The organism is Rhizobium sp. K33, assembly GCF_056501445.1.
Genome location: NZ_CP096479.1, coordinates 24,105 through 48,227 on the forward strand (window position 1 = coordinate 24,105; position 24,123 = coordinate 48,227).

Here is a 24,123-nt window from a genome sequence, read left to right on the forward strand (position 1 = left end):
GAGGGAACGGTGGACGGAATTATTCAGTCTCTCGGCGTGATCTTTAGCTTGTCCGGGCTTGCTGTCCTGCTCGTCGGCGCGCTTCTCGGCATTATCATCGGCGCAATTCCCGGTCTCGGCCCCTCAATTGGTCTCAGTCTTCTGATTCCATTCACCTACTCAATGTCGCCCGAGCTCAGCATGCTGCTGATGATCTCGCTATACACCTCAGCGGAGTACGGCGGCTCGATTAGTGCTATCCTGCTATCCACACCGGGGACAGCCGCAGCTGCAGCCACGGCCATTGACGGTTATGCGATGGCTCAGAAGGGGCAAGCTAACCAAGCTATATCGATTTCGCTCACGGCGTCGACTGTCGGCGGTATTCTGGGTGGCCTTGCACTTCTGCTGCTTGCAATGCCCCTGGCGAAGCTGGCCCTTCAGTTTGGCCCCGCAGGGTACTTCGCCGTCGGCCTCTTCGGCCTCACGTCAGTTGCAGCACTTTCAGGTGGCTCACTCGTCAAAGGTCTACTCGGCGCCGTTCTCGGCTTGGCGCTGGCCACTGTCGGGATCGATCCCATTTCAGGTACACCCCGTTTCACATTTTCAATGTTCGAACTTTACGAGGGTGTGCCGTTTTTGGCTGCGTTGATCGGGTTATTTGCCGTCTCCGAAGCGATCTCATTGGCCGAGAAGCACGGTCGAAAGATGCAGCTCGCCAAAAGCCGCGTCGGCCATGTGTTCATGTCCCGCAAACTCATCAAGGAGACTTGGCGCTCCATGCTGTCGGGCTCTGTCATTGGTACACTGCTCGGAATTCTGCCGGGGGTTGGCGGCAATATCGCCTGTTGGGTAGCGCGGGACTATGCCCGCGCCCGCGACAAGCACCCTGAGGAATACGGCAAGGGCTCTGCAAATGCCATCGCCGCGCCGGAGGCTTCCAACAACGCTACAGTCGGCGGAGCGCTGGTCCCATTGCTGGCGCTTGGAGTGCCGGGTTCACCTACTACTGCTATCATGATGGGCGCGCTCATCATGCACGGCCTTCATCCGGGCCCGCAACTATTTACCGAGCAGCCGACGCTCGTCTACGCCATTTTGTTCGGCGTCATCATCGCGTCGCTTGTGCAATATCTGGTGGGGTCATTGTTCCTGCCTATCATGGCACGTACCGTTCTATTGCCCGATGCAGTGATTGCCGCCGGCATCCTCACCTTCGCTGTGCTCGGCGCCTTCGCCATTCGCAATCTGATGTTTGACGTATGGATGACACTTGGCTTCGGGCTGCTCGGCTACATCATGAAGAAGCTGAGTTTCCCCGTCGCACCGATCATCCTGGCGATGGTTCTAGGATATCTGGTCGAGTCCAACTACCGCGTGGCACTTGTCTCGTCGCAGGGTGATTACACGGTATTCCTCACAGATCCCATCAGCGCACTGTTCCTCGCTTTGAGCTTGGTCAGCGTAGCCGTGCCTATCCGCCGTGCCTGGAGGGCACGTCGTAAATCCGTGGAAGCAGCGGCCTGAGCCGCGAAAGCCACACAATCCAGAACTGGGAGAGAGACATGCGATATATGAAAGACAAGCGCGGTCATGGCGTTTCAAAGCTGCTGCGCTCAGCCGGTGCCATTGTATGCGCTGCTATTACGACGGCGTTTTCACTGCCACAGCAGGCCTCTGCAGAGTACCCAGAAAAGCCGGTCAGCATAGTTATCTGGTCCGGCGCCGGCGGCGCCCTCGACACCTACGGGCGCAAGCTTGCCGAACTGCTCGAAAAAGAAGCTGGGTGGACGATCAAGGTGGACAACCGACCGGGCGGAAGTGGCGCAGTCGGGCTTTCCCAGATCGTTACGCAACCCGCCGACGGCCATAACATCCTTGTGCTGACCGGCACATTGACCTTTGGCATCGCCCAAGGCCTGATTCCGTTCAAGGTCGAAGACCTGCGTCTCCTCCGCGCTATGCAATCAGAACCTTCGTCGCTCGCCGTTTCCAGCGACAGCCCATACAAGACGGTTGCCGACTTCGTCGATTACATGAAGCAAAACCCCAATGGCCTAAAGGTGGGCGGCCACTCGTCCGGCGGCTTTCACCAGTACATGCTCTATCAACTGATGAAGCAGGGTGGCTTCGAGAGCGGCTGGATCCCGCACGACGCCTCGGGCAAGGTAACCCTTGGCCTGCTCGGCAAACACATTGACGCGGCCATGATGACGCCATCGACAGGCCTTTCCCAGGTGAAGAGTGGAGAATTTCGTCTTCTGGGTGTTTCCACCGCTGAGCGCTCCCCCTTCCTGCCCGATGCCCCTACGTTCAAAGAACAGGGGTTCGATCTGGAAGGTGCAATCTGGCGCGGTATAGCGGTTAAGGCGGGCACCCCGGACGACGTAGTGGCTACGATCCAGACGGCGATCGACAAGGTCACAGCATCTGCCGAATGGAAAAAATTCCAGGAGGAACAGTTCCAGGACAGCCCGAACTGGGGTGAAAAGGAATTCACCGAGCGGGTTAAACAAGATCTTGAGGAGCAGTCTGAGTTCCTCAAGGCGACCGGTTTCGTGAAATGACGCCTGACAACAACACAATGGCTGGCCGGGTCTTCCCGGTCAGCGACATCATCGCCGCCGGTGTATGCCTTGCCGCAAGTACCGGTTTCCTGATCTTGGCTCTGGCGCTGCCGTCCGGCCACTCGACGGGTGATACGGGACCTGGCGCATTGCCTGAGCAGGTCGCGGTTTTCGGGATTATCTGTTCGTTCACCTACCTGGCACTTCTCTTGCGAGGAGATTTTCGGGACGAGCGTCCAGATTACTCCTCGAGCCACCGCGCGTTGATGGCCTTCGGCATATTTGTCGTCTGTTTGCTTGGCGTGAGCTGGATCGGTCTGCCGCCTGCCATCGCTATTGCTGCCACCTGTGTCACATTCCTTTTCTCTGGTGAGCAGCGCCTGATCCGCGGCCTGGCAACAGGTGTCGGAACATGGCTAATTGCAGTGCTACTGTTTGGAAAGCTGCTTGGCCTGCCTATGCCGTAAGCCAGGCTAGCTTGAACCGGACCAGCTCCTGCTCTTATTGGAGCCTCCTTCCGCCCTTGCGACGACGTGGGCTCCATCGAAGACCGTTACCCGCATCAAGATGATGACATTTTCAAGGATATAGCCATGAGCGTGCCCGCCATACCCCAACTTGCCTTTATCGGTTTCGGTGAGGCCGCCGAGGCGTTCATGAAAGGCTTAGGCCGGGACTTCTCATTCGAAATCCACGCTTTCGACGAAAATCAGGACACCGAAGGTGCCACTCCAAGGCAGCGCGCCGCTGCAACGGGCGTAGTGCTTGGAGCCGATCGTGCCGATGTCCTGCGCGACGCCGGGGCGGTCTTTTGCCTGGTCACGGCAGATCGCGCCGTTGCGGCGGCCGAACAAGCTGCCCCCCACCTCAAGAAGGGCGCTTTCTGGTTTGACGGCAACAGTTGCTCGCCCGGCGCCAAGCGCCGTGCCGCCGAGATCATTGGTGCAGCTGATGGGCGGTACGTCGATGTCGCCATCATGTCACCCGTCTATCCGAAACTCCATCGCACACCGCTCCTGATTGCTGGTCCACACGCAAACGAAGCCCTTGATCTTTTGACGGCGTTGGAAATGCAGGCGGAGATATCTGGGCAAGAGGTGGGCGAAGCCTCAGCCATCAAGATGATCCGCTCGGTCATGATCAAGGGCATGGAGGCCCTGACGGCCGAATGCCTGCTAGCCGCCCGTCGTGCGGGTATCGAAGATCGGGTTCTGGGCTCGCTTCAAGCCTCAAACCCGGAGATCGACTGGACGCGCCAGGCGGCATACAATCTGGAACGTATGATGGTGCATGGTCGCAGGCGTGCAGCCGAAATGCGCGAAGTAGCCGTTACTCTTGCTGAACTTGGGCTTCCCAACGGCCTGGCTAGCGCCACAGTGGAGTGGCAGCAGCGTATAGGCGAACTCCTATTGCCACAGACCCCGGACACGTATCGCGATCGGGCCGATGCGATTTTGGATCGCCTCGACTCATAGACCTTGGCGCTCAGCCCCCGGGAGAGAAGCCTCTTGTGCGGTCTGTCGCAGCAGGTTCAGAAAGTCGCGCTGCGCCCGTGTCGGCTCCCAATCCGCACGGGTGGTGATGCCGATGGGACGCATCGCGTTTGGCACAGTCACGGGGAGGATCGCGAGCGTGGCTGATTCGACTTCCGCCTGCATCCGGGAAAGCCCTCCGAGATAATCGCTCTCGCGCAGCATCTCTCGCATCATGATGACAGAGGACGTTTCTGCTATGTCGCTCGGCGCCCGGTCGGCGAAATATGCATCAAGAACACCTCGCATCGGCGTCGACCGCCGCGGCATAACCCAGGGATATGAGAGTAGATCCTCTGAAGCCAGCTTTGCTTTTGACAGAAGGGGATGATCGCGGCGGGCAACGATTACCACCTCATCATTGAAGAGGCGTTCTTGATGAATGTCCTCAATCGGGCTGGGAAGACGTAGTGCGCCCAGCATCATGTCGATTTCGCCCCGCCGCAGTTCCAGAAGCAGTTCGTCATAACGGCCGTCGATGACCTGGAAGGGAAAACGAGGACGCGTCTTGCGAAACGATAAAATTGCTTTCGGCAGCCAGCCGGATCGGGAGAGTGGCAGTGCCCCGATAACAATGCGTCCGACCTCACGACCGTCAAGGGTCGCGAGATCCGCTTCGGCCTGATCCATCTCGGCCAAGGCCAGCCGGGCTGCTTGAGCCAGTTGTAGGCCTCCACGGGTTGAGATCAGCCCGTGAGCCGTACGTTGAAAGAACTCGAGTCCCGCTGCCTTTTCCAGCGTGGTGGTTGCTCGGTGCACTGTTGGCTGAGCAAGGCTCAGGCGAAGCGCCGCCAAAGTGAAGTTCTCGGTCTCGGTCACGGCGATCAGCGCCTGGAGTTGATGCCAAGTCACCTGGATGCGGATGCTACGGTCCATATCCGCAGTCGCCTGGTCGAGCATCCTTAGCGCCCGGCTGGCTCGGTAGTGAAGACGTTCGCCGGCTTCCGTCAGGAAAAGGCCCTGCGCGCCACGCTTGAAGAGAGTGTGGCCGCTGTCGCGGGCAAGCTTTGCCATGGCTTGTGTTACCGCCGGTTGGGAAACGTGCGTAAGCTCGGCCGCACGGGTCACGGAATTGGTCTGCCCGAGGATCACGAACATTCTAAGATGACGAATGCTGGCCAGCATGTTTCCTCCGCAGCCTCGCACACAGGGACTTGTCGGCTTCCGGTTGCCGTCTTCCACTTCCTTGCCTACTCCGCCGGCATAGGCGAAGTCCCTGAAAGTAGCGCTAACGCCTTAGAACCTGCGCAATCAGCGCGAGGGGGTGGTCAATCCTGCGCCCCGACAAGCGTTCGGTCTGGCAGCGACAAGAATATCCGGTCGCCACCAATTTGTCTTTTGCCTCGGTATGACTGCGCCAGGACATATCGAAGAGCTTGCGTGACATGGTTTGATGGCGCTTCTGGTGGCCAAACAAACCGGCCATTCCGCAACATCCCGTTTGTGGTGTCGTCAACTCGATGCCGATCGCTGCAAAGACTTTTTCCCAGAGCGCTCCAGCGTCTGACACGCCTGTGCTCTCGGTGCAATGGGAAAGCAAGCGAGTCTTTCCTGCATTCGTGGCTTGGGGAAACCGCCTATGCTCCGCTTCGTTTGCCAAAAATTCCTGCGGCAGCAGCACCGGTGGAAGCCGCAGCCCCTCCCGAACATAGTCTTGACGCAGCATCAGCGCGAAGGCAGGCTCAAAGGCAACGAGTGGTGCACCCGTGTCCGCTGCCCTTGAAAGCTGCGTGGCGAGGCGCCTGGCCAGCCGACGAAATCCCACCAGATCCCCGGAAGAGAGGGCGGTTTTGCCGGCCGGCAGCATTGGCAGAAGACGAGGCTGGTAACCCAAGGCCTGAAAACCGGCCACGGCTCCAAGCTGTACGTCTGCATCAAAGAGCGCGGTGAACCAGTCTTGCACGATGATCACGGTGCCGCTGGCAAGAGGCTGCTCTAGCTCCGTCTTCGTAAGCCACAACTTCCGCGGCACATGCGCGATATGCCGTGGCAGGTCCTCGCATGCCATCAGTTTTTGCCCAATACTGACCGCCGCCGGCCAGACAGGGGATATCATCCGTGCAACGGCCTGCAGTCTGGGGCTGACGCGCTCGGCCCAAAGCAGAAGATGTTGAGATAAAGGCCTCAGGTGGCGAGCGTAGTAGTCGGACAAGAACGCGCTACGCATGGTCGGAATGTCCACCTGGACCGGGCAGCTTGTTGTGCAGGCCTTGCAGCCCAGACAGGTATCGAGAGCGCCCATGAGGTCTGCTTCCTGCTGAGACAGGTCCGGAGCGCCACCGCTTCTGGCGTGATGCCAGGCACGAAGAGCGTCAGCACGACCCTTGGGGCTTTGTCGCACATCCGCGCTTGCCTTGAAGCTGGGGCACATGGGGGTCGTGCTGGCATAGCTCAGGCACTGGGCATTGCCATTGCAACGAAACGCGTTCGAAAGCGGATCGTCCTCAGCAGCATTGAATGCACGAAACGGTGTCGTCCCGATCTGGAAGATTTCCGCTCCGTTACTCACAAGCTTGCCAGGGTTGAAACGGTCTTGCGGATCGAACGCTTTCTTGACGTCCTGCAGAGCAGCATAGGCCTCAGGGCCGATGAATTGGCGCAAATAGGCTCCTCTGACGCCCTTCCCGTGTTCACCCCAGAAGATGCCACCGTATCTGCGCGTCAATCCAAAGACGGCATCCGAAACGGCAACCAACTTGCTGCGGTCCTCGACACTGTCGATGTTGAGGGCGGGCCGGATATGCAGACAACCGACGTCGACGTGACCATAGATTCCGAAGCCCAGCCCATGTTTTGACATTAAATTGAGGAACTCGTCGAGAAAAGCCGGCAGATGTTCTGGCGGAACCACGGCATCCTCCACGAAGGCAACTGGACGCGATTTTCCCTTGATCTTTCCCAACAATCCGACGCCAGCTGAGCGGATGGCCCACAATTCCCGAATTTCGGCCGGCGTCGAACTGGCATAGATGGCACCGCAGCCCTCAAGATCTTCGAGAATATCTATGCAGTGACCGGCCTTCTGCTGAAGGAGAGCCGGATCATCGCCATTGAGTTCGATGAAGACATAGGCGACGCGTTCTCCCTCAGCTTGACGAAGCGCTGGCGGAAGACGCCGCAGCAGCCCTGCATTCTCCGCGAGGGCTTGCACCGTCTCATCCATGACTTCAATCGCCGTTGGGTCTGCGGCAAGAAGCGGCGTCGCTGCCGCAACGGCTGCGCGAAAATCACTGAAGCCGGCGACGATGAGATGTTTCTCCCGCTCGATGCGACGAAGCTTTACGCGGATGCCGCAAAGCAAGCCAAGCGTTCCCTCTGCGCCGAGAAACAGGCGCCACCATTCGAAGCCACCCGACTCAGGACAGGCCCGCTCCAGGTCATACCCGGTGAAGCGGCGATTGAGACGAGGCGTTGCCGCGACGAACGCTTCCCTGCCCTTTCGTGCGGCCAATTCAGCCCTCGCCAGCATGTCATGGGCCCAGATGGGAGGATCGACCATGCTATCCAGAACACCATGCGGCGACGCAAGCTGTAGTCCAAGCACGTTGTCAGAGGTCTTTCCGTAGACACGGGAGCCCTTCCCCGACGCGTCCGTGCTGACCATGCCGCCAATCGTGCACCGGCTTGAGGTCGAAGTTTCCGGCGCAAAGAACCAGCCAGTGTGCCTGATCTGCTCATTCAGATCATCGAGCACCATTCCGGGTTCGACATCCGCCCAACCCTCCACCTCATCCAGGCGAAGGAGCCGGTTCATGTGCCGACGCAGATCCACGATGACACCATGATTCAGGCTTTGACCGTTCGTACCTGTTCCACCACCACGAGCCGTCACAGCGAGACCCGCGAACTCAGGCAGTTCCAGCACCGCCAACAGCACCACGACATCCTGAGCGTGGCGGGGCGAAACGATAACGTCAGGTATGATCTGATAGATAGAGTTGTCCGTCGACATCGCCGCGCGCAACGCGCTGTCGGCCTCGACCTCGCCCGTGAAACCGTGCGCGCGAAGCTGACGTGAGAACCCTTGCAGCGGCAATAGCGATAGAGACGACTGATTCAAAAAACTCTCCTCTGCTACCCTCTATCTTGACCCAGCCGGGATATTTATGAAAATAGAATTAGATGAAGATAAATTCGGAAAACTTGAATCTAAACCTTCGGCACCTTCGTGCGTTATCTGCCATCGAAGAGTGCGGAAGTTTTCAGGCTGCGGCCGGGAGGCTAGGCATTGTCCCTTCTGCGCTTTCAGAGCTAATCCGCCATCTGGAAGAAGCAGTGGGCGCCCCGCTCTTTGATCGCAGGAGCCGACCACCGACAATGACACCGCTAGCGCGCGCGTTTCTCGAAGACAGTAGACCGCTTCTGGATGGTCTTGACATCGCGGTCACTCGTCTTCGCCAACGGGCTGGCCTGGAAATGGGCGCTTTGTTACTCGGCGCCTCTCCGTCTGCCATTTCAACCCTCGTGGCACCGCAGCTGGCCATATTTCTGTCCGACAAACCCGAGGTGCGGTGCGTGATCCACGACGATGTCGCTGAAACCCTGGCCCAAATGGTGGCCGAGGGGCGCTTGGACCTTGCTGTAGCTGGTCGGGCAATGCAGTCGTCGGACCTGTACCAAAGGGAGATCTTGCGCGATCACTTCGGCCTTGCCTGCCGCATCGATGATCCGCTAACGAAAAAGGCAGTCAAACTCGAGGATCTGGAGGACCGCCCTCTGATCGGGTTGACACCGCAGACCGGCACCCATCAACTTCTCGCCGCCAGCGATTTGCCGCCCGTTCTGATGCAGACCCGGATCAATGCCCATTCGACAATCGGCCAGCTTTGCATGATAAGGGCTGGCTTAGGTATCGCGCTACTGCCCCGAAACGCAGTCCTGCTGTTCAACGACCCGCAGATTACCTTCGTGCCGGTCGAGGACCTCCATTTGCAGAGAACCTTATATCTGATCGAGCCAAAGCGTCGAGCGCTTGCGCCGCTGGCACAGGCGTTTCGCGACCAGTTGCATAGAGAGATACCGCTCATTAGCTGACCCGCATCCCAAAGCGGAACCCGCGCGCTTGCGCGTTGACACGTCGTTAATTTGTACATATGTACAAGAAAACTGGCCAAGCGAACAAGGCACGATCATGCGCAACAACACGAAAGAAGCCCTTCTGGACGCAGCCATCCGTCTCTTCTCCCAGAGCGGATACAATGCAGTCTCGATGCGGGACATCGCGAAGGAGGCGGATGCCAATCTTGGCAGCCTCACTTATCACTTCGGATCCAAGGCCAATCTCCTGCGACAGATCTACGAGCGACACACGCAACCGATGAATGCGCGCCGTCTCGAACTGCTCGGTGAAGCGAAACGGCTCCGTGATCCGGACGAACGCCTCATTGCCGTCCTGCGCGCCTATGTCGTTCCAGCGTATATGTCGTCATCCGATCATGACGGTGGTGGCGCCGAATTCACCCGCATGCGTGCGATCCTCTCGGCTGAAAACAACGCGGATGCCCAGTTGATCATTGCCGAGGCCTTCGATGACACCAGTCGTATCTTCATCGAAGCGATCGCCGACTGCGTTCCAGGCGCCGACCAGGAAGGACTTGTCTGGCGCAGCCAGTTTCTCCTTGGCGCGCTCTACTATGCGCTCATCAATCCGGACCGTGTGACACGGCTGTCCGGCGGCCAGGTAGACGGCAACGACCGCAACGCTGCAATTCAACATCTGGTGGAAGCCACCTTTTACAGCTTTCGCGGACTCAAGGCATCAACAACGTCATCACATCAGGTGAGCTGAAGACAGCTCGTTCACAATGGGAGGAGGAACCTATGAACATACTTAAAAACTTCGCTGCTGCAGGCCTTGCAGTAGCGGTCATTGTCACACCGGTTGCCGCACAGGAACGAATTTCCATTGGCACTGGCGGCACCGGCGGGCTCTTCTACGTGATTGGAGCCGGCATCGCGGAACTGCTGAACAAGCACATGCCGAACACAACGGCACGCGCTGAGGTAACCGGGGCCTCGGTCGAGAATATTCGGCGCGTTGCAGCCGGGCAGATGACCTTCGGTCTGTCTTCTTCTTCCACCCTGTTCGAAGCCAGCAAGGGTGAAGGCCCCTTTGATGAGGCACTGCCAGTTGCAGGCATGGCAAACCTCTATCCAGCCGTTCTGCAGATAGCAGCTTTAAAGTCGAGTGGCATTCAAAGCTTCGAGGATCTCGCAGGCAAGCGCATCAACATGGGACCGCCTGGCTCGAACTCTGCGGTCCTCGCCCAAAGGCTGCTTGAGGCCTACGAGGTGTTCGACGCGGGCAACGTGCAGTTCCTCTCCTACAACGAAGGCACAGCCGCTCTGATCAACGGTACCATCGACGCTGCCGTAGTGCTCGCCGGGGCCCCGACGGCCGCGCTCATCGACCTTGGCGCTCAGAAGGAGATGCAGCTTCTGTCTGCCGATCCGGAAAAGCTCGAATCCCTTGTCGCAGAGTACCCCTTCTACCAGCCCTATGAAATCGCTGCCGGGACATACCAGGGACAAACCGAACCGGTTCAAGCGATCAACGACCCAGCGACGTTGTTCACCGTCCAGAGCGCCAGTGACGAAATGATCGGCGGCATTATGACGGCGATCTTCGAGCATCTTGACGAACTGTCACAGGTCCATCCGCAAGCAAAGGCCATTTCGCTGGCGACTGCACCCGAGACGCCCGTACCGCTGCATCCTGCTGCTCAGCAATATTTCGACGGCAAGAAGTAAGTCAGATCGACAAGGGTAGTTGCGATGCGTGATGTTCTCGGAACACTGCGGCTGGCGAATTCGTCTGCTGGTCCGCGCGAAACCAATGTGGTTTCGATCTTGTATGTGGCGCTGGCAGTGGTTGTCACGACCCTCGTGGTCTACGGCGCCTTCTTTGGGGGCATCACCGCATTGCTGCTGCGCTCGAGCTTTCTCTCGGCCGTATCGGCCGCAGGCCTCGCGGCGATCGGATTAAGGTGCAGTTCGCGGCCACAGCGCCTTGCGTTCTATGGACTTTCGGCAATCGCCGCGATCGCCGGCCCATATCTCTGGCATTCCTATCTCGACATTATCATGAACGGGGCAATGTCTTCACCAGCAGACCGCTATGTCTTCGTTGGTACATTGATCGCCGTGCTGGTGCTGGTTCGGTATTCCGTCGGATGGGCACTGCTGCTTCTCGCAGTCCTGTCGCTTGTCTATGCCTATTTCGGTTATCTGATTCCCGGCAAATACGGCCACGGAGGCTATGACCTTGCTCGGCTCACGTCCACAATCCTGCTGTCTACGGAAGGGTTCTATGGCGTGCCCATGGGCGTCGCCGTCGAATACATTTTCCTCTTTGCTCTGCTCGGCACCTTGCTGATGAAGATCGGTACAGGCGAGGTCTTTGTGGATATTGCGCGGGGGATCACCGGCCGCGTGCAGGGAGGCCCCGGCCTTTCTGCCGCCCTCTCGAGCGCGCTTCTTGGAACGATCAACGGCAGTGCCGTTGCCAATGTAGTTACCACAGGCACGTTCACGATCCCGCTGATGAAGCGGGTGGGATATTCGCCGGTCCTGGCGGGCGCCATTGAAGCAGCAGCCTCTTCGGCCGGCCAGATCCTTCCGCCGGTCATGGGTGCTGCTGCCTTCCTCATGGCCGAGATCGTTGGCGTGCCATACAGCCAGATTGCCCTCGCGGCCCTCGTCCCGGGTCTGCTCTATGTCCTGGCTTTGATGATTTCTGTCCGACTTGAAGCTGGCCGGCAGAACCTTGCGATCGACCGGGACGGCGGACTGGCGCTTCTGCGCGAAACGCTTCTGCGACGCGGTTATCTGCTGGTCCCACTTGTCGGCCTGATTGTGCTTCTGGCTTTGGGAATGACCCCGACGCGCGCTGCCGTCTACTGCCTGATTTTCGCGCTCGCCATAAGCCCCTGGAGACGGGCCACCCGTGTCGGTGTGACCGATCTTCTCCTCGTCTGCCGGGACACCCTCATTTCGACGCTGCCCATCGTCGCGGCCGTGGCGGCAGCGGGTGTGGTCATTGGCGTGCTCAACCTGACCGGCATGGGCTTGATGCTTTCGAGCCTCATTGTCGAGGTTGGCGGTTCCAGCCTCGCGCTCATTCTCATTCTGACAGCACTTGCTTCCTTTGTGCTTGGTATGGGCCTGCCAACCTCGGCGGCATATCTCTTGCTCGCCGTTCTGGTGGCGCCGGCGCTGACAAGACTCGGTATGCCCGCGATCTCGGCACACATGTTCATCTTCTATTTCGGTCTCGTGTCCGCGATCACGCCACCTGTTGCCCTGGCTGCATATGCTGCAGCCAGCATTTCCGGCGCGGACGCAAATGCCACGGCGATGGAATCGATACGCCTCGGCTTCGTAAAACTCCTTGTCCCATTCTTGTTTGTCACGATGCCGGGCATCTTGATGATCGGCACGGCCCTCGACATCGTGCTCGGCATCATCCTGGCAACCCTCGTGGTGACCGCGCTCACGCTCAGTTTTGCAGGCTGGCTCGGACGAGTAATGACCGTTGTCGAGCGGGTCCTACTCATCCTTGGTAGCGGTCTCCTTGCATGGCCGACCTCCGTTGCTTCGCTTGACGTTACAAGCATCGCAGCGAGGCTTGCCGGAGTCATCATCATCGGCGCGACACTGTTCAAGATCGCCAGAAGCCATGGGCAAGCCATCAGCACCCCCGCTTCATCCTGACATTCCAGAAAGCATAATCATGAGCAAAGAAGCACTGCCCTTCCATCCCAATCCAAAGAAGCCGGACGTCAGCCTTCCCGCTGGCGCCTGTGACGCGCACTGCCACGTGTTCGGACCGGCAGCAGCTTTCCCTTTCGCGGCGTCGAGCACATACACTCCGATTGATGCGCCGAAGGAGACGCTGTTTGCGCTGCATCGTCACCTCGGTTTCGAGCGCTCCGTCATTGTGCAGGCGAGCTGCCATGGCAAGGATAACCGTGCGATGGTCGACGCACTTCTCGCTGGTGGCGACAACTATCGTGGCATTGCCATGGTCGAACGGACGATAACGCAGGAAGAGTTGCAAGAGCTGCATGCAGCCGGGGTCCGGGGCGTGCGCTTCAATTTCGTCACCCATCTTGGCGCACCAGCGGATAAAGATGCGATCGTCGAGATTGTAGAGAAGATTCGGCCCCTCGGATGGCATGCCGTTGTTCATTTCGACGCTTTCCGCCTTGAGGAACTCGCGCCGTTTCTGAAAAGCCTGGACCTGACGCTGGTGATCGATCACATGGGACGCATCGATGTCTCTAAGGGCCCAGAACAACCAGCTTTTCGGTTGTTACTAGACCTACTTCAGGATGATAAATTCTGGGTAAAGGTCAGCGGCTCGGAACGCCTCTCGCGAACGGGTCCGCCTTTCGAAGATGCCGCCCAGTACGGGCGCCTCCTGGTCGAGCGCTTTCCGGACCGCGTCCTATGGGGAACAGATTGGCCGCACCCGAATATCTACGAGAACATGCCTGATGACGGTGCGCTTGTTGATCTTCTCAAGATCATCGCGCCACAGGCTGAACAGTTTCAGGCACTGCTGGTGGACAATCCCACCCGTCTTTACTGGGCCGATTGAGAAAGTCGCATTGGCCGGACCACCGCCCGAAGGATATGGAAGAGGGACCGGACGCGAGAGCCGGTCCCTCTTCTTTCATTCGCAATGGTGAGGTCCAAGGGTTAGGGAGCAGGAAAAACCATGCCATCGAACAGCTTGCGCGCGGTACGAACCGATCCCGCGCCGAGCAACTCCCCGTCATCACCGATATCGAGAAAGACCTCCATCGAGCCGGTCGGATGCTCAATCTGATAGCGGCCATCGGAAGGCTGGACCGCCAGGTCCTGCGCAGGGCTGCCGGCAAGGCGTGTGGCCGTTGCAACGGTGATGGCGGCGAAGACGCCTACGGTCGCATGCACCCGATGCGGAATGAAGCTGCGCGTGGAGATGGCGCCACCTGACTGGGATTTGGAGACCAGTGTCATCTTGGGCACCGAAGCCGTGGTGACGTCACCGAGGTTCATCATCGGCCCCACCTTCAGGCGAATGGCCTCAATGCGCGCTTTGAGAGCCTCATTCGCCTCAATTTCCTCACGGGTCTCGTGCCCCGAGAGGTTGAAGTCGGACGCCCGCATGATGACGCAGGGCATGCCGTTGTCGATGAGGGTCATCTCGACACCGTCAACCACATCAACAACGTTTCCGGTGGGCAGGAGGCTGCCACACTTGGAACCCGCGGTGTTCATGAACAGCAGCGGAACTGCGGCGTGGTGACCGGGTACGCCGGCAATCTCGGCGCTCCCCTTGTAAGACACCTTGCCGTACGGGGTTTGAATACGGGCGACCGCCACCTCGCCGGTGTTCACCATGTGAATGCGGACCGACGTCTCCTCACCCGCAATAGCCACGAGACCGCGCTCCAGCGCGGCCGGTCCGACGCCCGCCAGGATGTTACCGCAGCCCTGCGCATCACTGACCAGCGCCTGGTCGACAAAAACCTGCAAAAACAGGTAGTCCACGTCAGCGTCCTGCCTCGTCGAGGGAGAAAGGATCGCCACCTTGGAAGTCAGGGGATCCGCGCCACCGATTCCGTCAATCTGACGAGGATCCGGAGACCCCATGATCCGCAGCAACAGGGCATCTCGCTTGTACGGATCGCTCGGAAGGTCATCCTTGAGGAAATAGGCTCCCTTTGACGTGCCCCCGCGCATCCAGAGGCATCGGATCCCCTGTTCGTCAGACATACTTCAAACCTTTCGCAGCCAAGGCAGCCCGCATGTTGTAGATGTCGAGGCCAAGCTCACCCGCGGCGAGCCGCTGACGTTTTGCGTCCTCGTTCGCAAGCCGCCTTTCTGCGGCCGCGAGCACAGCTTCGGCCTCTGCCCGCTTGACCACGCAAACACCGTCATCATCGGCGACGATGACGTCACCTGCCTCAACATGGCAGCCTGCACAGACAACTGGAACATTCACAGATCCAAGTGTTTCTTTCACCGTACCCTGTGCGGAGACCGCCTTCGACCATACCGGGAAGCCCATCGCCGTCAGGTCGCGGATATCACGCACACCGGCATCGATGACCAGACCGCGGCAACCGCGCGCCTTCGCCGAGGTCGCCAGAAGATCACCGAAATAGCCGTTGTCGCAGGGGCTGGTCGGTGCAAGCACCAGGATATCTCCAGCCTTAAGCTGCTCGATGGCCACATGCAGCATCCAGTTGTCGCCGGGCGGCGCCGAAATCGTCACAGCTGAGCCAGCAATCTGGGCACCCGCGTAGATCGGGCGCATGTAGCTTGCCAGCATGCCCTTACGCCCCTGCGCCTCATGGACGGTCGCAACCCCGGCGACAGCGAGTTTGTCGATGACCTCCTGTGAAACGCGTTGGACGTTTTGAACCACAACAGCCATGCTCAATGCTCCTTCTTGACCGGGGGTGTACCGTGCGTGTGGAATGTTTCGATCGTCTTCAGTCCCCAAGCCTGGCCCTTCTTGCGGTCGGACTCGGTCCAGACTACAGGCTGCCAGTCGGGTGCAAGGATAAGCCTGGCTCCGGAATTGGCGAGTTCCACGCGGTTGCCCGCCGGCTCCCAGACATAGAGGAAGAACGTTCCCTGGACCGCATGCTTGTGCGGCCCTGTTTCGATATGCACGCCGTTTTGGAGGAAGATGTCTGCTGCCCGCAAGATGTCCTCGCGTTGGTCAGTGGCGTAGGTGACGTGATGCAACCGTGCGAAGCCGCCACCATGTTCCTCCGTGCATGCCAGATCATAGGTCTTGTTGTTCACCGTGAACCAGCAACCTCCGAGACGACCGTTGTCGAGTTGGATGATCTCGGTAACACGGGCACCCAGGCAGGTCTCCATGAAGCGGCGGAACTCTCTGACATCGGAACTCAACAGGTTGAGATGATCGAGTCGTCGCGGCGCTGCGCCGGTGAAGGCTGAGGCCGTATTCTTCAGGGCCGCCTGTTCGAGCTGATCCTCGGGCGCATACCATCTGGTATCCCAGTAGATCTCGAAAACATGGCCAAATGGGTCCTCGAAGCGAAACGCCCGTCCATGGCTCTGGTCGCCATCGACCCAGCCGATCACCTTGAAATCAGATGCCTCAATGATCTTGACCCGTCGTTCAAGCGCCTCGGGACTTGCCGCCCTGTAGGCGACATGACCAATTCCGGTTCTGTCCGAACGGGTCAGCTTCAAGGAGCAGTACTCGTAATCGTCCCACGCGCGCAGATAGGCCGAGCTCTCGTCCTGTCCAGACAATTTCAGGCCGTAGACGCGCGTGAAGAAGTCGAGGCTCTCCTCGAACTTGTCGGTAAACATCTCGACATGCCCCAGATGCGCGATGTCGAAGGAAGGGTTTGTCGGTGTGGCCATGAGATCCTCTGCCCTGAGCTGATGAGGGGCCGGCTCCGAACCGACCCCTGAGCATTAAAGTTCATCAACCGTGCGCGGGAAGATCGACTGGAAGCCTTCGGCATATTTGGCCGTCCGCCCACCCGACTGACCGCCGGAATTGCGCATGAAATGGTTGGCGCGGTTCTCTGCGACCCGCGTGTAGAACTCCCAGAGATGCTCCTGGCCCTCCATGCACTCAATGGCCGCACGTTTTTTATCCCAGACGGGCGTAATGTCGAGAAACACATCCGGCTTCCAGCCCATCTGCTCCGTTTGATGCGGCTCGAAAAGATAAAGCTGCGGAGCGCCGAGCACCTTCTGGCCAGGATTATGACCCCAAGCCTGGGCTATCATGCGCGTCTCGAGCGCTACCTGCGTGGCATACATGTGGTCGGTATTATAAGGGTCATATTGAGAATGGCTGAGCATGAAGGACGGCTGGACATCCCTGATGACGTCGACCAGACGGTATTTGTCCTCGTCCGTCAGGCGAAGCGGATAGTCACCGAGATCGAAGCTGATCAGATTGTGAACGCCGAGAGCCTGCGCTGCCTTTTCCGCCTCGGCACGCCGCGCAGCCTTCACCCGATCCAGCGTCATCCCCGGCTGCTTCCACAACTTCGCAGACTCGCCGCGCTCTCCAAAGGACAGGCACACAACCGTAACCTCGTATCCCATGGCGGCGTGAAGCGCGATTGCCCCGCCGCAACGCCACACGAAGTCTGCCGCATGAGCACTGATTACAAGGGCTGACTTGGACGTCGAACCATTCGCTGTCATAGAAACATCTCCTCGATTTGTTTACGTCTAGATGCTCGCTCTGGCGTGCGGGTTCAAATCGAAACCGGCGCAGCTCTCATAAGTTCACGCTATAGTCTCGCCGGGTGACTGCAATTCTACAAGCACCGCGCGCGACAGGATCTTGCAAGCGGCAGCGCACGGCCTGTGGCAGAGATCACCCGTGCAGCACCCGTTCTTATAGCTAAATATTATGGTGAAGGCCTCGCTTTGAATTGGCCATCCAGGCCGTCCAGCGCGATGGATCCCGGAAGCAGCATTATCAATGTCTCAAATGGGAGGAAGGCATGCGCAAGATAATCGCACTCGGCGGGGCTCTCTTGGTTTCAGGGTTCGGGACTGTCAACGCCGAAACACTCAAGTTCGCAAACTTCATGGCACCGACGCATCCCTATGTGTCATCGACTTTTGAACCCTTCGCCAAAGCCGTGGAAGATCTGACGAAGGGTGAAGTCAAGGTTCAACTTTACAATGGCGGCGAACTTGGAGCAGGACCGACAGAACAATATGCTCGCGCCGTAGACGGAGTGGCCGATCTGTCAATCAGTCTGCCCGGCTATACTGCCTCGAACTTCCCGCTGACACTGGCAGCAGAACTCCCGGGCGTGCTGGTGGAAAGCACCGGCACAGACACGCTTTGGAAGCACATCGATCTCCTGAAGTCGGAATACAAGCGGACCCCGCTCGTCGCCCTTTGGTCAAGCGCAGAGAACATCCTCTACAGCGCGAAGAAACCGATCCGCACGCTGGACGACATCAAGGGCATGAAGGTCCGCGTCCCCTCCCGCAACTCTGGCCTTCTGGTCGAGGCCTGGGGCGGCACGCCCGTGTCGATGCCTGTGAGCGAAGTCTACAACGCGCTCCAGACTGGCGTGATTGACGCTGCGATGATCGACGGCACGGCCACCAAAGCATTCAAGCTGGGCGAAGTCGCGAACTACGTGACGCTTGGCATGAAGACGACGAACTCGCCGTTCTTTATCGTCATGAACCGTGACGCCTGGCAGGCTTTGAGCGATGAGCAGAAGGCTGCCGTTGCGAAAGCCGGGAAGCAGGCTTCATTGAACGGTCAGCAGAGCCAATTGAAAGTGGCGGCGTCAGGTATCGAGGCACTTGCAGCAATGCCGGGCAAGGAAGTCATCCGCCTCACGCCCGAGCAGGCTGCTCCGTTCAACGAGATCGCCGATCAGGTAACAGCCAGGATTGTGACCCAAACCGGCCCCGAAGCAAAGGCGTTGGTTGACGCGTTGGTATCGAAGTGACCACAATGCTCAGGTCTCCAGACTCATATCTGGCGCGGTCAGTCCACCGCGCCACAAGCGCCCTGTCGGTATTCGCCGGTGTCAGCCTCCTGTTCATGATGGCAACCATCACCGTTGGCGTCCTGACACGGTATCTTCTGAATATGCCGATCACCGGGGTCGACGAGATCGTGCAGATGGCGGGCGTCGCCCTGGTCATGCTAGCCCTGCCCTATGCCACTTGGAACGACGCCCATGTGCGTGTGGACATTTTCGATGAATGGCTTGGCCCTCGCGGTCGCCGGTTAGGCGATGTTCTTTCACGGCTCCTATCGGGTTTCGTTCTGTTAATCCTTGTCGTCCGAGCATCGGACAAGCTCCTGGACGCTCTGGAGTTCGAGGACACCACTAACATGCTGGGCATGCCCCTCTGGCCGTTCTACGGGGTGCTTGTTATCGGCATCTCGCTGTGCGTGCTGGTCCTCGCCTCGGAGTTCCTACTGTTAGTTGCTGGAAAGGCTAAAGAATGAGCCCCATGACAGTCGGATTTATCGGCATCGGGAGCCTCTTCCTCCTGATGCTTCTGCGCATGCCGGTTGCCTTCGCCATGATGTGTGTCGGTTTTTTCGGGATGTGGGCGCTGGAAGGTCTCCGATCCGCAGGTGGGGTAGTCGTCACGGAGAGCTTCTCGGCAGTGGCTTCTTACTCATTGATTGTCGCGCCAATGTTCGTTCTGCTCGGCAACGTATCGTCAGCTGCAGGCTTCAGCTCCGGTCTTTACGATGCCGCGTATGCATGGGTCGGGCGCTTCCGGGGCGGCCTCGCGTCCGCATCCGTGATCGCCTGCGCAGCCTTTGCCGCCGTCTGTGGGTCTTCGGTTGCTACGGCAGTAACACTCGGTAAGGTGGCACTTCCCGAGATGAAACGTCTTGGCTATTCTCCAGGACTGTCGACAGGTGCGATTGCAGCTGGTGGGACACTGGGCTTCCTCATTCCACCTTCAACGGGCTTCGTGCTGTATGCGATCCTGACCGAGCAATCCATTGGTCGCCTATTCATGGCAGGCGTGATCCCGGGCCTTCTGCTCACGGGGCTTTTTGTCACCGTTGTGTGGTTTGTGGCACTTAGGGATCCGACCGCTGGCCCCCGGGGCCGGGCAATGACACTTGGGGAGAAGCTCGGCACAGTACGTCGGTCCGCGCCCCTCCTCGGTGTGATGATACTCTCCATCGGCGGGATCTATGTCGGGGTCTTCACTCCCGTTGAAGCCTCGGGAATCGGGGCAGCGCTCGTTATCCTACTGGCCTTCACCACCCGATCAATTACGCTTGGTGGCTTTTGGAGCGCGGTTCAGGACACTTTGCGCACCACCGCGATGTTATATGCCATCGTAATCGGCGCTAATGTGCTGAACCCGTTCCTTGCTGTCACCCGTATTCCTGCGGTGCTCGGCGATGGTCTTCAGGGTCTGGGACTAGGCGCCTACGGCTCGCTCGCTGTTATCATCCTGGCATACATCGTGCTCGGAATGTTTATGGATGGACTCGCGATGCTTGTAGTAACCATTCCTATCGTCTACCCGATCATGATGTCATTCGGTTTCGACCCGATTTGGTTCGGAGTTGTGGCTGTCATCGTGATTGAAATGGGCATGATCACTCCGCCGGTTGGCATGAATGTATTCGTCGTTCGGGGTGTAGCTGGTGATGTCCCCCTGGCTACGATCTTCAAAGGGGTCATGCCCTTCCTACTGGTGATGATAGTCGCACTGCTGCTTATCATCGTTTTCCCGCAGATCGCATTGATCCTGCCGAATTCAATGTACGGCTAAACGCGCAAGCTGTTGTCCCAGCACGCCACGGAGACAAGCGGGATTCAAGGCTATGCCGGAGCAGTCTCACCGAAGTCAAGAGCCGGCAAGTGCTGTAGCGCAGCGATATGATCGGGGCGTAGTGAAGCATGCTGCCCGGAGATTGCAAGCTCGCAACATCGAGGATGGCGGCACACCACGTATGTCGGCGGACGCTGAATATGAGTCTGCGCCCGCGCGACGGCCAAGCCAATCAGCGAGCTCTGGACGGCAAAGCGCGGCACTCGTTCAGGATTTGAATACCGTTTCGACGCCCCGTGAGAACATGTAAACGACGCCTCATTTCAGCAAAGCCATGCCTGCTCCTCGGCATCCTACGGCTGAGCTCAACCGAGAATAATGCGCCTCTTGGTCCGCACACTCTCCAGTGCTGCGTCAGCCAATTCGAGTGCCGACAAACCATCTTCTCCGCTAGGAGAGAGCGGCGCACCACTTTCAACCGCTGCGATGAAGCCGGCAATTTCGTTGGCGTAGGCTTCGGTGTAGCGGGTCATGAAGAAGTCATGCAGCGGCGGGCGGGTGTAGCCTTCAGCAGTCGCCACCTCAATCGAGATTGGACGCTGGTTTTCCGCGCTGGCCGAACCCATCGAACCGTGGACTTCGATACGCTGGTCATAGCCATAGGTGGCACGGCGGGAATTGGAGATCACTGCCTGGCGTCCGCTAATGGTTTCCAAAATAATTGTGACACTGTCGTAATCGCCTGCAGTGCCAATAGCAGGGTCAACCAAAACAGCAGCGTGGGCGGAGACAGATGCGATCTGCTCGCCGTCGAGAAGGAATCGGGCCATGTCGAAGTCGTGGATCGTCATGTCACGGAAGATGCCGCCAGAGCGGGCGATATAGTCTAGCGGCGGCGGACCGGGATCGCGGGATGTGATGGTAATCATCTCGACCTTGCCGATGCGACCATCGTCGATCGCCTCCTTCACCGCCATGAAATGCGGATCGAAGCGGCGGTTGAAGCCAACCATCAGCTTGGCGTCTGTCTCCTTGACGACGTCGATACACGCTTTGACGCGGGCTATGTCCAGGTCAACTGGCTTCTCGCAGAAGATGGCCTTGCCGGCCCTCGCAAACCTTTCGATCAGATCGGCATGCGTATCTGTCGGTGTGCAGATGATTACTGCATGGATGTCGCGGGCCGCCTCGATTTCATCAATGGTACGAACCTCTGCGCCATACTGAGCCGCGATTGATTGGGCGGCGGCCGGAAAAGCATCGGCCACGGCGACCAGCTTCGCATCTGGATTGCTGCTCACGGCCTTGGCATGGACACGGCCGATACGGCCCGCGCCCAGAAGGGCGAAGTTTACAGTCATGGTCTTCTCTCCTATCGGCTCGGTCAGCCGTTGATCATGGTGTTGAAGCGGGCAAGTTCGTCGGCCGGCACACCGACATTGTGTCGATCGGCTGGATAGGCACCGCTTTCGACGTCCTGACGAAATTCGCGGAAAGCGGCAATCCGCTCTTGCTGAAGACGGTCGTACTCCGCCGCGAAATTGCGATACGTCTTGGCGTGGCGGGGAACGTGGCCACGGGTTTGGCCGAGCACGTCGTCAGCGAAAAGATACTGCGCATCACAGCCAGCGCCCGCGCCCATTGAAATCATGAAGAGCGAAGTGTTCGAGCTGATAAGCGCCGCAACATCAGCCGGAACGACCTCGATTTCCGCTGCGAAAGCCCCCGCCTCTTCCAGAGCCTTCACGGCATGCCATATCGAAAGCGCGCTTTCGGCCGTCTTCCCGACAGCCTTGAAACCGCCGGTCCAGGTTGCCTTCGAGGGGATGAGGCCGACATGACTGCAGACCGGGATGCCTTCGTCACGCAACCTGCGAATGATGCCGAGGCTGGCTGCGCAATAGACGGCATCGCCGCCCGCTCGCATCGCCTGGAACGCGGCTCGGAGATACTCCTCCGCGGTGATGAAGTCGCCGTATTCCAGGCCAGGAACAGCAAACACCGTCGGGGCCGCTTCGCGGAAGGCTGGTCCGAGCAAAGCCGGGGGAACGGAGACCATTTCGATCCCGGCCATTTCAGCAGCCTCTGCCTCTTCGAGCGTGACAACCCGCAACATGCTCAATTGCCGCTTGCCCTTGAGTGCCAGGATGTCAGCGACAGTGGGACGTTTCGATTTCATGGATCTTCCTCTGGCGCTTGGCGCCTACAAAAGGGATTTAAGCTTGGTAGCAGGGTCGGTTAGCGCTGCTGGGTCCGGATGCGCCCGCCGTGCGATCAGCATCTCAGCGAGCCGGATATCGCGCGCAACGGCGCCTCCTCGGCCAAGGCCGCTGGCTGCGAGAAGTCGTCCATCGCCATCGAGGTGAAAGAGGATTTCCGCGTCATCGGACAAGGGACGAGCAACAGTCGCGACGGCGCCGTCGGCTAAGCCGGCCACCTGCAGCGTCATGTCATATTGATCCGACCAGAACCAAGGTACGGCGTCGAAAGCTTCGGCCTTGCCGAGCATGTTGGCTGCCGCCGCGCTGCCCTGCTCCTGAGCGTTCCTCCAGGATTCGAGCCTAACGCGTCGGCCGCCATAAACTGCAACAGGATAGGAGCAGCAGTCACCGGCCGCGAAGATATCAGGATCATCCGTGCGGAGATAATCATCGACGGCAATACCATTGTCGATGGAGAGCCCCGCCTGCTCCGCCAAGGCCGTATGGGGCTCTGCGCCAATCCCCACCACCAGTGCATCAGCGTGGATATGCCGTCCGTCGACAAGTGCAATGATCACACGTGCTTCGTCCTCATCGATGCTCTCGACCCCCACGCCACAGACAATGCCGACACCCTCCTCCTCGTGGCGAGCCTGAAGTGCCAGAGCCAGTCGTTCAGGCACACCGCGCATCAGCACACGTGGCTGCATTTCGATGAGGGTTACCATGGCTCCAAGCTTCCGGCCCATGGCTGCAAGTTCCAAGCCGATAAAGCCTCCGCCCAAGATGGCGAGGTGTTGGCCTTGCCGCATCGCCCCGCGGATGGCTGCAGCCTGCTCTACAGTCCGTAAGGTGTGAATACGTTTCCCATAGCTCAGACCGGGAAGCTTTCGTGGCGAAGCCCCGGTTGCCAGAAGCAGTCGCCCATAAGCGAGCGTTTCGCCGCTGTCTAAAAACAGTGAATGGGCGGTGCGCTCGATGGCGGAAACGCGAGCCCCCCGGCGGTACGAGATTCCTGCTTCGGCGAACCGGGCCTCGGCAACGATTGCCCGCACGGTGTCGGCCTCGGCTCCCGCCTTTGACAGGGGCGGTCGCTCATAAGGCAGATGGGGTTCATCCCCGATGAGGCTGATCGTGCCCTGGTATCCTTGTTCGCGTAAGGCAAAGGCGGCGCGGACACCCGCTTCGCCCGCGCCAACTATGGCCATGCCGGAAGTCACCATGTCAGCCAACCTGGATCAGCACGCGACCGCCCTCGACCTTCACAGGATAGGTCTTCAGGTTGACGCAAACGGGAGCGCCCTTGGCCTCGCCCGTCTTGTAATTGAAGCGGCCGTTGTGTTTCGGACATTCAATGATGTCGTTCATCACGAGGCCGTCCGCCAGATGCACATGCTCATGTGTGCAGTGGCCGTCGGTTGCATGGTACGTATCCTCAGGGCTGCGATATATAGCGAAGCTCTTGCCCTCGTGGTCGAAGCGTACGACGTCCTCTTCGTCGATTTCGTCCGCCTCGCAGACGTCAATCCAATTGCTCATTGGGTTCTCCTCCCC

The 24,123-nt window shown here is 59.0% G+C and carries 22 protein-coding genes and 1 pseudogene; 13 read left to right on the forward strand and 10 right to left on the reverse strand.

Features of this window, described 5'->3' with window-relative positions; genetic code table 11:
* The first annotated feature begins 9 nt into the window (after window positions 1-9).
* The 4 genes from M1E12_RS22185 to M1E12_RS22200 all read left to right on the forward strand — a co-directional run bounded on the left by M1E12_RS22185 (window position 10) and on the right by M1E12_RS22200 (window position 4,021).
* On the forward strand, window positions 10-1,506 hold the full coding sequence (locus M1E12_RS22185; protein ID WP_479565010.1) for a tripartite tricarboxylate transporter permease: 1,497 nt from the start codon (window positions 10-12) through the stop codon (window positions 1,504-1,506).
* Between the two features lie 38 nt (window positions 1,507-1,544).
* The gene (locus tag M1E12_RS22190; RefSeq protein WP_479565011.1) at window positions 1,545-2,546 is read left to right on the forward strand and encodes a tripartite tricarboxylate transporter substrate binding protein; all 1,002 of its coding nucleotides are present in this window, start codon (window positions 1,545-1,547) and stop codon (window positions 2,544-2,546) included.
* On the forward strand, window positions 2,543-3,013 hold the full coding sequence (locus M1E12_RS22195; protein WP_479565012.1) for a tripartite tricarboxylate transporter TctB family protein: 471 nt from the start codon (window positions 2,543-2,545) through the stop codon (window positions 3,011-3,013). Before M1E12_RS22190 ends, M1E12_RS22195 begins: the two co-directional genes overlap by 4 nt.
* A 126-nt stretch (window positions 3,014-3,139) precedes the next feature.
* The gene (locus M1E12_RS22200; protein WP_479565013.1) at window positions 3,140-4,021 is read left to right on the forward strand and encodes an NAD(P)-dependent oxidoreductase; all 882 of its coding nucleotides are present in this window, start codon (window positions 3,140-3,142) and stop codon (window positions 4,019-4,021) included.
* Here M1E12_RS22200 and M1E12_RS22205 read toward each other — a convergent pair.
* Entirely contained in the window at window positions 4,016-5,203 is a 1,188-nt protein-coding gene (locus tag M1E12_RS22205) for a LysR family transcriptional regulator (RefSeq protein ID WP_479565014.1), read from the reverse strand. The two genes, M1E12_RS22200 and M1E12_RS22205, sit on opposite strands and share 6 nt — an antisense overlap.
* A 103-nt stretch (window positions 5,204-5,306) precedes the next feature.
* Window positions 5,307-8,138: an FAD-binding and (Fe-S)-binding domain-containing protein gene (locus tag M1E12_RS22210; RefSeq protein ID WP_479565015.1), complete on the reverse strand. Its 2,832-nt coding sequence runs from the start codon at window positions 8,136-8,138 to the stop codon at window positions 5,307-5,309.
* 62 nt (window positions 8,139-8,200) lie between these two features.
* Between M1E12_RS22210 and M1E12_RS22215 the strand changes: the two are divergent.
* The 6 genes and pseudogenes from M1E12_RS22215 to M1E12_RS22240 all read left to right on the forward strand — a co-directional run.
* Window positions 8,201-8,350 (forward strand): annotated as a pseudogene (locus M1E12_RS22215) (LysR family transcriptional regulator); the annotation flags it as partial.
* A gap of 45 nt (window positions 8,351-8,395) precedes the next feature.
* The gene (locus M1E12_RS22220; RefSeq protein ID WP_479565068.1) at window positions 8,396-9,112 is read left to right on the forward strand and encodes a LysR substrate-binding domain-containing protein; all 717 of its coding nucleotides are present in this window, start codon (window positions 8,396-8,398) and stop codon (window positions 9,110-9,112) included.
* 97 nt (window positions 9,113-9,209) lie between these two features.
* The gene (locus M1E12_RS22225) at window positions 9,210-9,866 is read left to right on the forward strand and encodes a TetR/AcrR family transcriptional regulator (RefSeq protein ID WP_479565016.1); all 657 of its coding nucleotides are present in this window, start codon (window positions 9,210-9,212) and stop codon (window positions 9,864-9,866) included.
* A 32-nt stretch (window positions 9,867-9,898) separates the two neighbouring features.
* Complete coding sequence (locus M1E12_RS22230) at window positions 9,899-10,828, forward strand: TAXI family TRAP transporter solute-binding subunit (protein WP_479565017.1); 930 nt, start codon at window positions 9,899-9,901, stop codon at window positions 10,826-10,828.
* A 24-nt stretch (window positions 10,829-10,852) separates the two neighbouring features.
* Complete coding sequence (locus M1E12_RS22235) at window positions 10,853-12,790, forward strand: TRAP transporter permease (RefSeq protein WP_479565018.1); 1,938 nt, start codon at window positions 10,853-10,855, stop codon at window positions 12,788-12,790.
* A gap of 19 nt (window positions 12,791-12,809) precedes the next feature.
* Window positions 12,810-13,679: an amidohydrolase family protein gene (locus M1E12_RS22240; RefSeq protein WP_479565019.1), complete on the forward strand. Its 870-nt coding sequence runs from the start codon at window positions 12,810-12,812 to the stop codon at window positions 13,677-13,679.
* Between the two features lie 101 nt (window positions 13,680-13,780).
* Here the strand turns inward: M1E12_RS22240 and M1E12_RS22245 are convergent, their stop codons facing one another.
* From M1E12_RS22245 to M1E12_RS22260, 4 genes are read right to left on the reverse strand one after another with little or no spacing between them, the layout of a single operon-like run.
* The gene (locus M1E12_RS22245; RefSeq protein WP_479565020.1) at window positions 13,781-14,842 is read right to left on the reverse strand and encodes a 4-oxalomesaconate tautomerase; all 1,062 of its coding nucleotides are present in this window, start codon (window positions 14,840-14,842) and stop codon (window positions 13,781-13,783) included.
* Complete coding sequence (locus tag M1E12_RS22250; protein WP_479565021.1) at window positions 14,835-15,506, reverse strand: 4-carboxy-4-hydroxy-2-oxoadipate aldolase/oxaloacetate decarboxylase; 672 nt, start codon at window positions 15,504-15,506, stop codon at window positions 14,835-14,837. The genes M1E12_RS22245 and M1E12_RS22250 overlap by 8 nt, the downstream gene beginning before the upstream one ends.
* Before the next feature lie 2 nt (window positions 15,507-15,508).
* The gene (locus M1E12_RS22255) at window positions 15,509-16,477 is read right to left on the reverse strand and encodes a VOC family protein (RefSeq protein ID WP_479565022.1); all 969 of its coding nucleotides are present in this window, start codon (window positions 16,475-16,477) and stop codon (window positions 15,509-15,511) included.
* Window positions 16,478-16,531: 54 nt separating this feature from the next.
* Window positions 16,532-17,278, reverse strand: a complete 747-nt coding sequence (locus tag M1E12_RS22260) for a PIG-L deacetylase family protein (protein WP_479565023.1) — start codon at window positions 17,276-17,278, stop codon at window positions 16,532-16,534.
* A gap of 305 nt (window positions 17,279-17,583) precedes the next feature.
* Here M1E12_RS22260 and M1E12_RS22265 point away from each other — a divergent pair, with 305 nt between their 5' ends.
* From M1E12_RS22265 to M1E12_RS22275, 3 genes are all read left to right on the forward strand, one after another.
* Window positions 17,584-18,558 (forward strand): TRAP transporter substrate-binding protein, encoded by a 975-nt coding sequence (locus tag M1E12_RS22265; RefSeq protein ID WP_479565024.1) that lies wholly within the window; start codon window positions 17,584-17,586, stop codon window positions 18,556-18,558.
* Between the two features lie 95 nt (window positions 18,559-18,653).
* Window positions 18,654-19,067 carry a TRAP transporter small permease gene (locus M1E12_RS22270; RefSeq protein ID WP_479565025.1) on the forward strand — a complete coding sequence of 138 codons (414 nt, stop codon included), beginning with the start codon at window positions 18,654-18,656 and terminating at the stop codon, window positions 19,065-19,067.
* Window positions 19,064-20,368 (forward strand): TRAP transporter large permease, encoded by a 1,305-nt coding sequence (locus tag M1E12_RS22275; protein WP_479565026.1) that lies wholly within the window; start codon window positions 19,064-19,066, stop codon window positions 20,366-20,368. The genes M1E12_RS22270 and M1E12_RS22275 overlap by 4 nt, the downstream gene beginning before the upstream one ends.
* Before the next feature lie 365 nt (window positions 20,369-20,733).
* Here the strand turns inward: M1E12_RS22275 and iolG are convergent, their stop codons facing one another.
* From iolG to M1E12_RS22295, 4 genes are read right to left on the reverse strand one after another with little or no spacing between them, the layout of a single operon-like run.
* Window positions 20,734-21,729, reverse strand: coding sequence for an inositol 2-dehydrogenase (gene iolG / locus M1E12_RS22280; RefSeq protein ID WP_479565027.1), 996 nt, complete (start codon window positions 21,727-21,729; stop codon window positions 20,734-20,736).
* Window positions 21,730-21,752: 23 nt separating this feature from the next.
* Window positions 21,753-22,547, reverse strand: a complete 795-nt coding sequence (locus M1E12_RS22285) for a 3-methyl-2-oxobutanoate hydroxymethyltransferase (protein WP_479565028.1) — start codon at window positions 22,545-22,547, stop codon at window positions 21,753-21,755.
* 24 nt (window positions 22,548-22,571) lie between these two features.
* On the reverse strand, window positions 22,572-23,777 hold the full coding sequence (locus M1E12_RS22290; RefSeq protein WP_479565029.1) for an NAD(P)/FAD-dependent oxidoreductase: 1,206 nt from the start codon (window positions 23,775-23,777) through the stop codon (window positions 22,572-22,574).
* A gap of 16 nt (window positions 23,778-23,793) precedes the next feature.
* Window positions 23,794-24,108 carry a MocE family 2Fe-2S type ferredoxin gene (locus tag M1E12_RS22295; RefSeq protein ID WP_479565030.1) on the reverse strand — a complete coding sequence of 105 codons (315 nt, stop codon included), beginning with the start codon at window positions 24,106-24,108 and terminating at the stop codon, window positions 23,794-23,796.
* Window positions 24,109-24,123: the final 15 nt, after the last annotated feature.

Coding starts and splice junctions, on each gene's coding strand:
- M1E12_RS22190 (WP_479565011.1), top strand. CDS start 1,545: ATGCGATATATGAAAGACAAGCGCGGTCATGGCGTTTCAAAGCTGCTG.
- M1E12_RS22195 (WP_479565012.1), top strand. CDS start 2,543: ATGACGCCTGACAACAACACAATGGCTGGCCGGGTCTTCCCGGTCAGC.
- M1E12_RS22200 (WP_479565013.1), top strand. CDS start 3,140: ATGAGCGTGCCCGCCATACCCCAACTTGCCTTTATCGGTTTCGGTGAG.
- M1E12_RS22205 (WP_479565014.1), bottom strand. CDS start 5,203: ATGCTGGCCAGCATTCGTCATCTTAGAATGTTCGTGATCCTCGGGCAG.
- M1E12_RS22220 (WP_479565068.1), top strand. CDS start 8,396: ATGACACCGCTAGCGCGCGCGTTTCTCGAAGACAGTAGACCGCTTCTG.
- M1E12_RS22225 (WP_479565016.1), top strand. CDS start 9,210: ATGCGCAACAACACGAAAGAAGCCCTTCTGGACGCAGCCATCCGTCTC.
- M1E12_RS22230 (WP_479565017.1), top strand. CDS start 9,899: ATGAACATACTTAAAAACTTCGCTGCTGCAGGCCTTGCAGTAGCGGTC.
- M1E12_RS22235 (WP_479565018.1), top strand. CDS start 10,853: ATGCGTGATGTTCTCGGAACACTGCGGCTGGCGAATTCGTCTGCTGGT.
- M1E12_RS22240 (WP_479565019.1), top strand. CDS start 12,810: ATGAGCAAAGAAGCACTGCCCTTCCATCCCAATCCAAAGAAGCCGGAC.
- M1E12_RS22245 (WP_479565020.1), bottom strand. CDS start 14,842: ATGTCTGACGAACAGGGGATCCGATGCCTCTGGATGCGCGGGGGCACG.
- M1E12_RS22250 (WP_479565021.1), bottom strand. CDS start 15,506: ATGGCTGTTGTGGTTCAAAACGTCCAACGCGTTTCACAGGAGGTCATC.
- M1E12_RS22255 (WP_479565022.1), bottom strand. CDS start 16,477: ATGGCCACACCGACAAACCCTTCCTTCGACATCGCGCATCTGGGGCAT.
- M1E12_RS22260 (WP_479565023.1), bottom strand. CDS start 17,278: ATGACAGCGAATGGTTCGACGTCCAAGTCAGCCCTTGTAATCAGTGCT.
- M1E12_RS22265 (WP_479565024.1), top strand. CDS start 17,584: ATGCGCAAGATAATCGCACTCGGCGGGGCTCTCTTGGTTTCAGGGTTC.
- M1E12_RS22270 (WP_479565025.1), top strand. CDS start 18,654: ATGATGGCAACCATCACCGTTGGCGTCCTGACACGGTATCTTCTGAAT.
- M1E12_RS22275 (WP_479565026.1), top strand. CDS start 19,064: ATGAGCCCCATGACAGTCGGATTTATCGGCATCGGGAGCCTCTTCCTC.
- iolG (WP_479565027.1), bottom strand. CDS start 21,729: ATGACTGTAAACTTCGCCCTTCTGGGCGCGGGCCGTATCGGCCGTGTC.
- M1E12_RS22285 (WP_479565028.1), bottom strand. CDS start 22,547: ATGAAATCGAAACGTCCCACTGTCGCTGACATCCTGGCACTCAAGGGC.
- M1E12_RS22290 (WP_479565029.1), bottom strand. CDS start 23,777: ATGGCCATAGTTGGCGCGGGCGAAGCGGGTGTCCGCGCCGCCTTTGCC.
- M1E12_RS22295 (WP_479565030.1), bottom strand. CDS start 24,108: ATGAGCAATTGGATTGACGTCTGCGAGGCGGACGAAATCGACGAAGAG.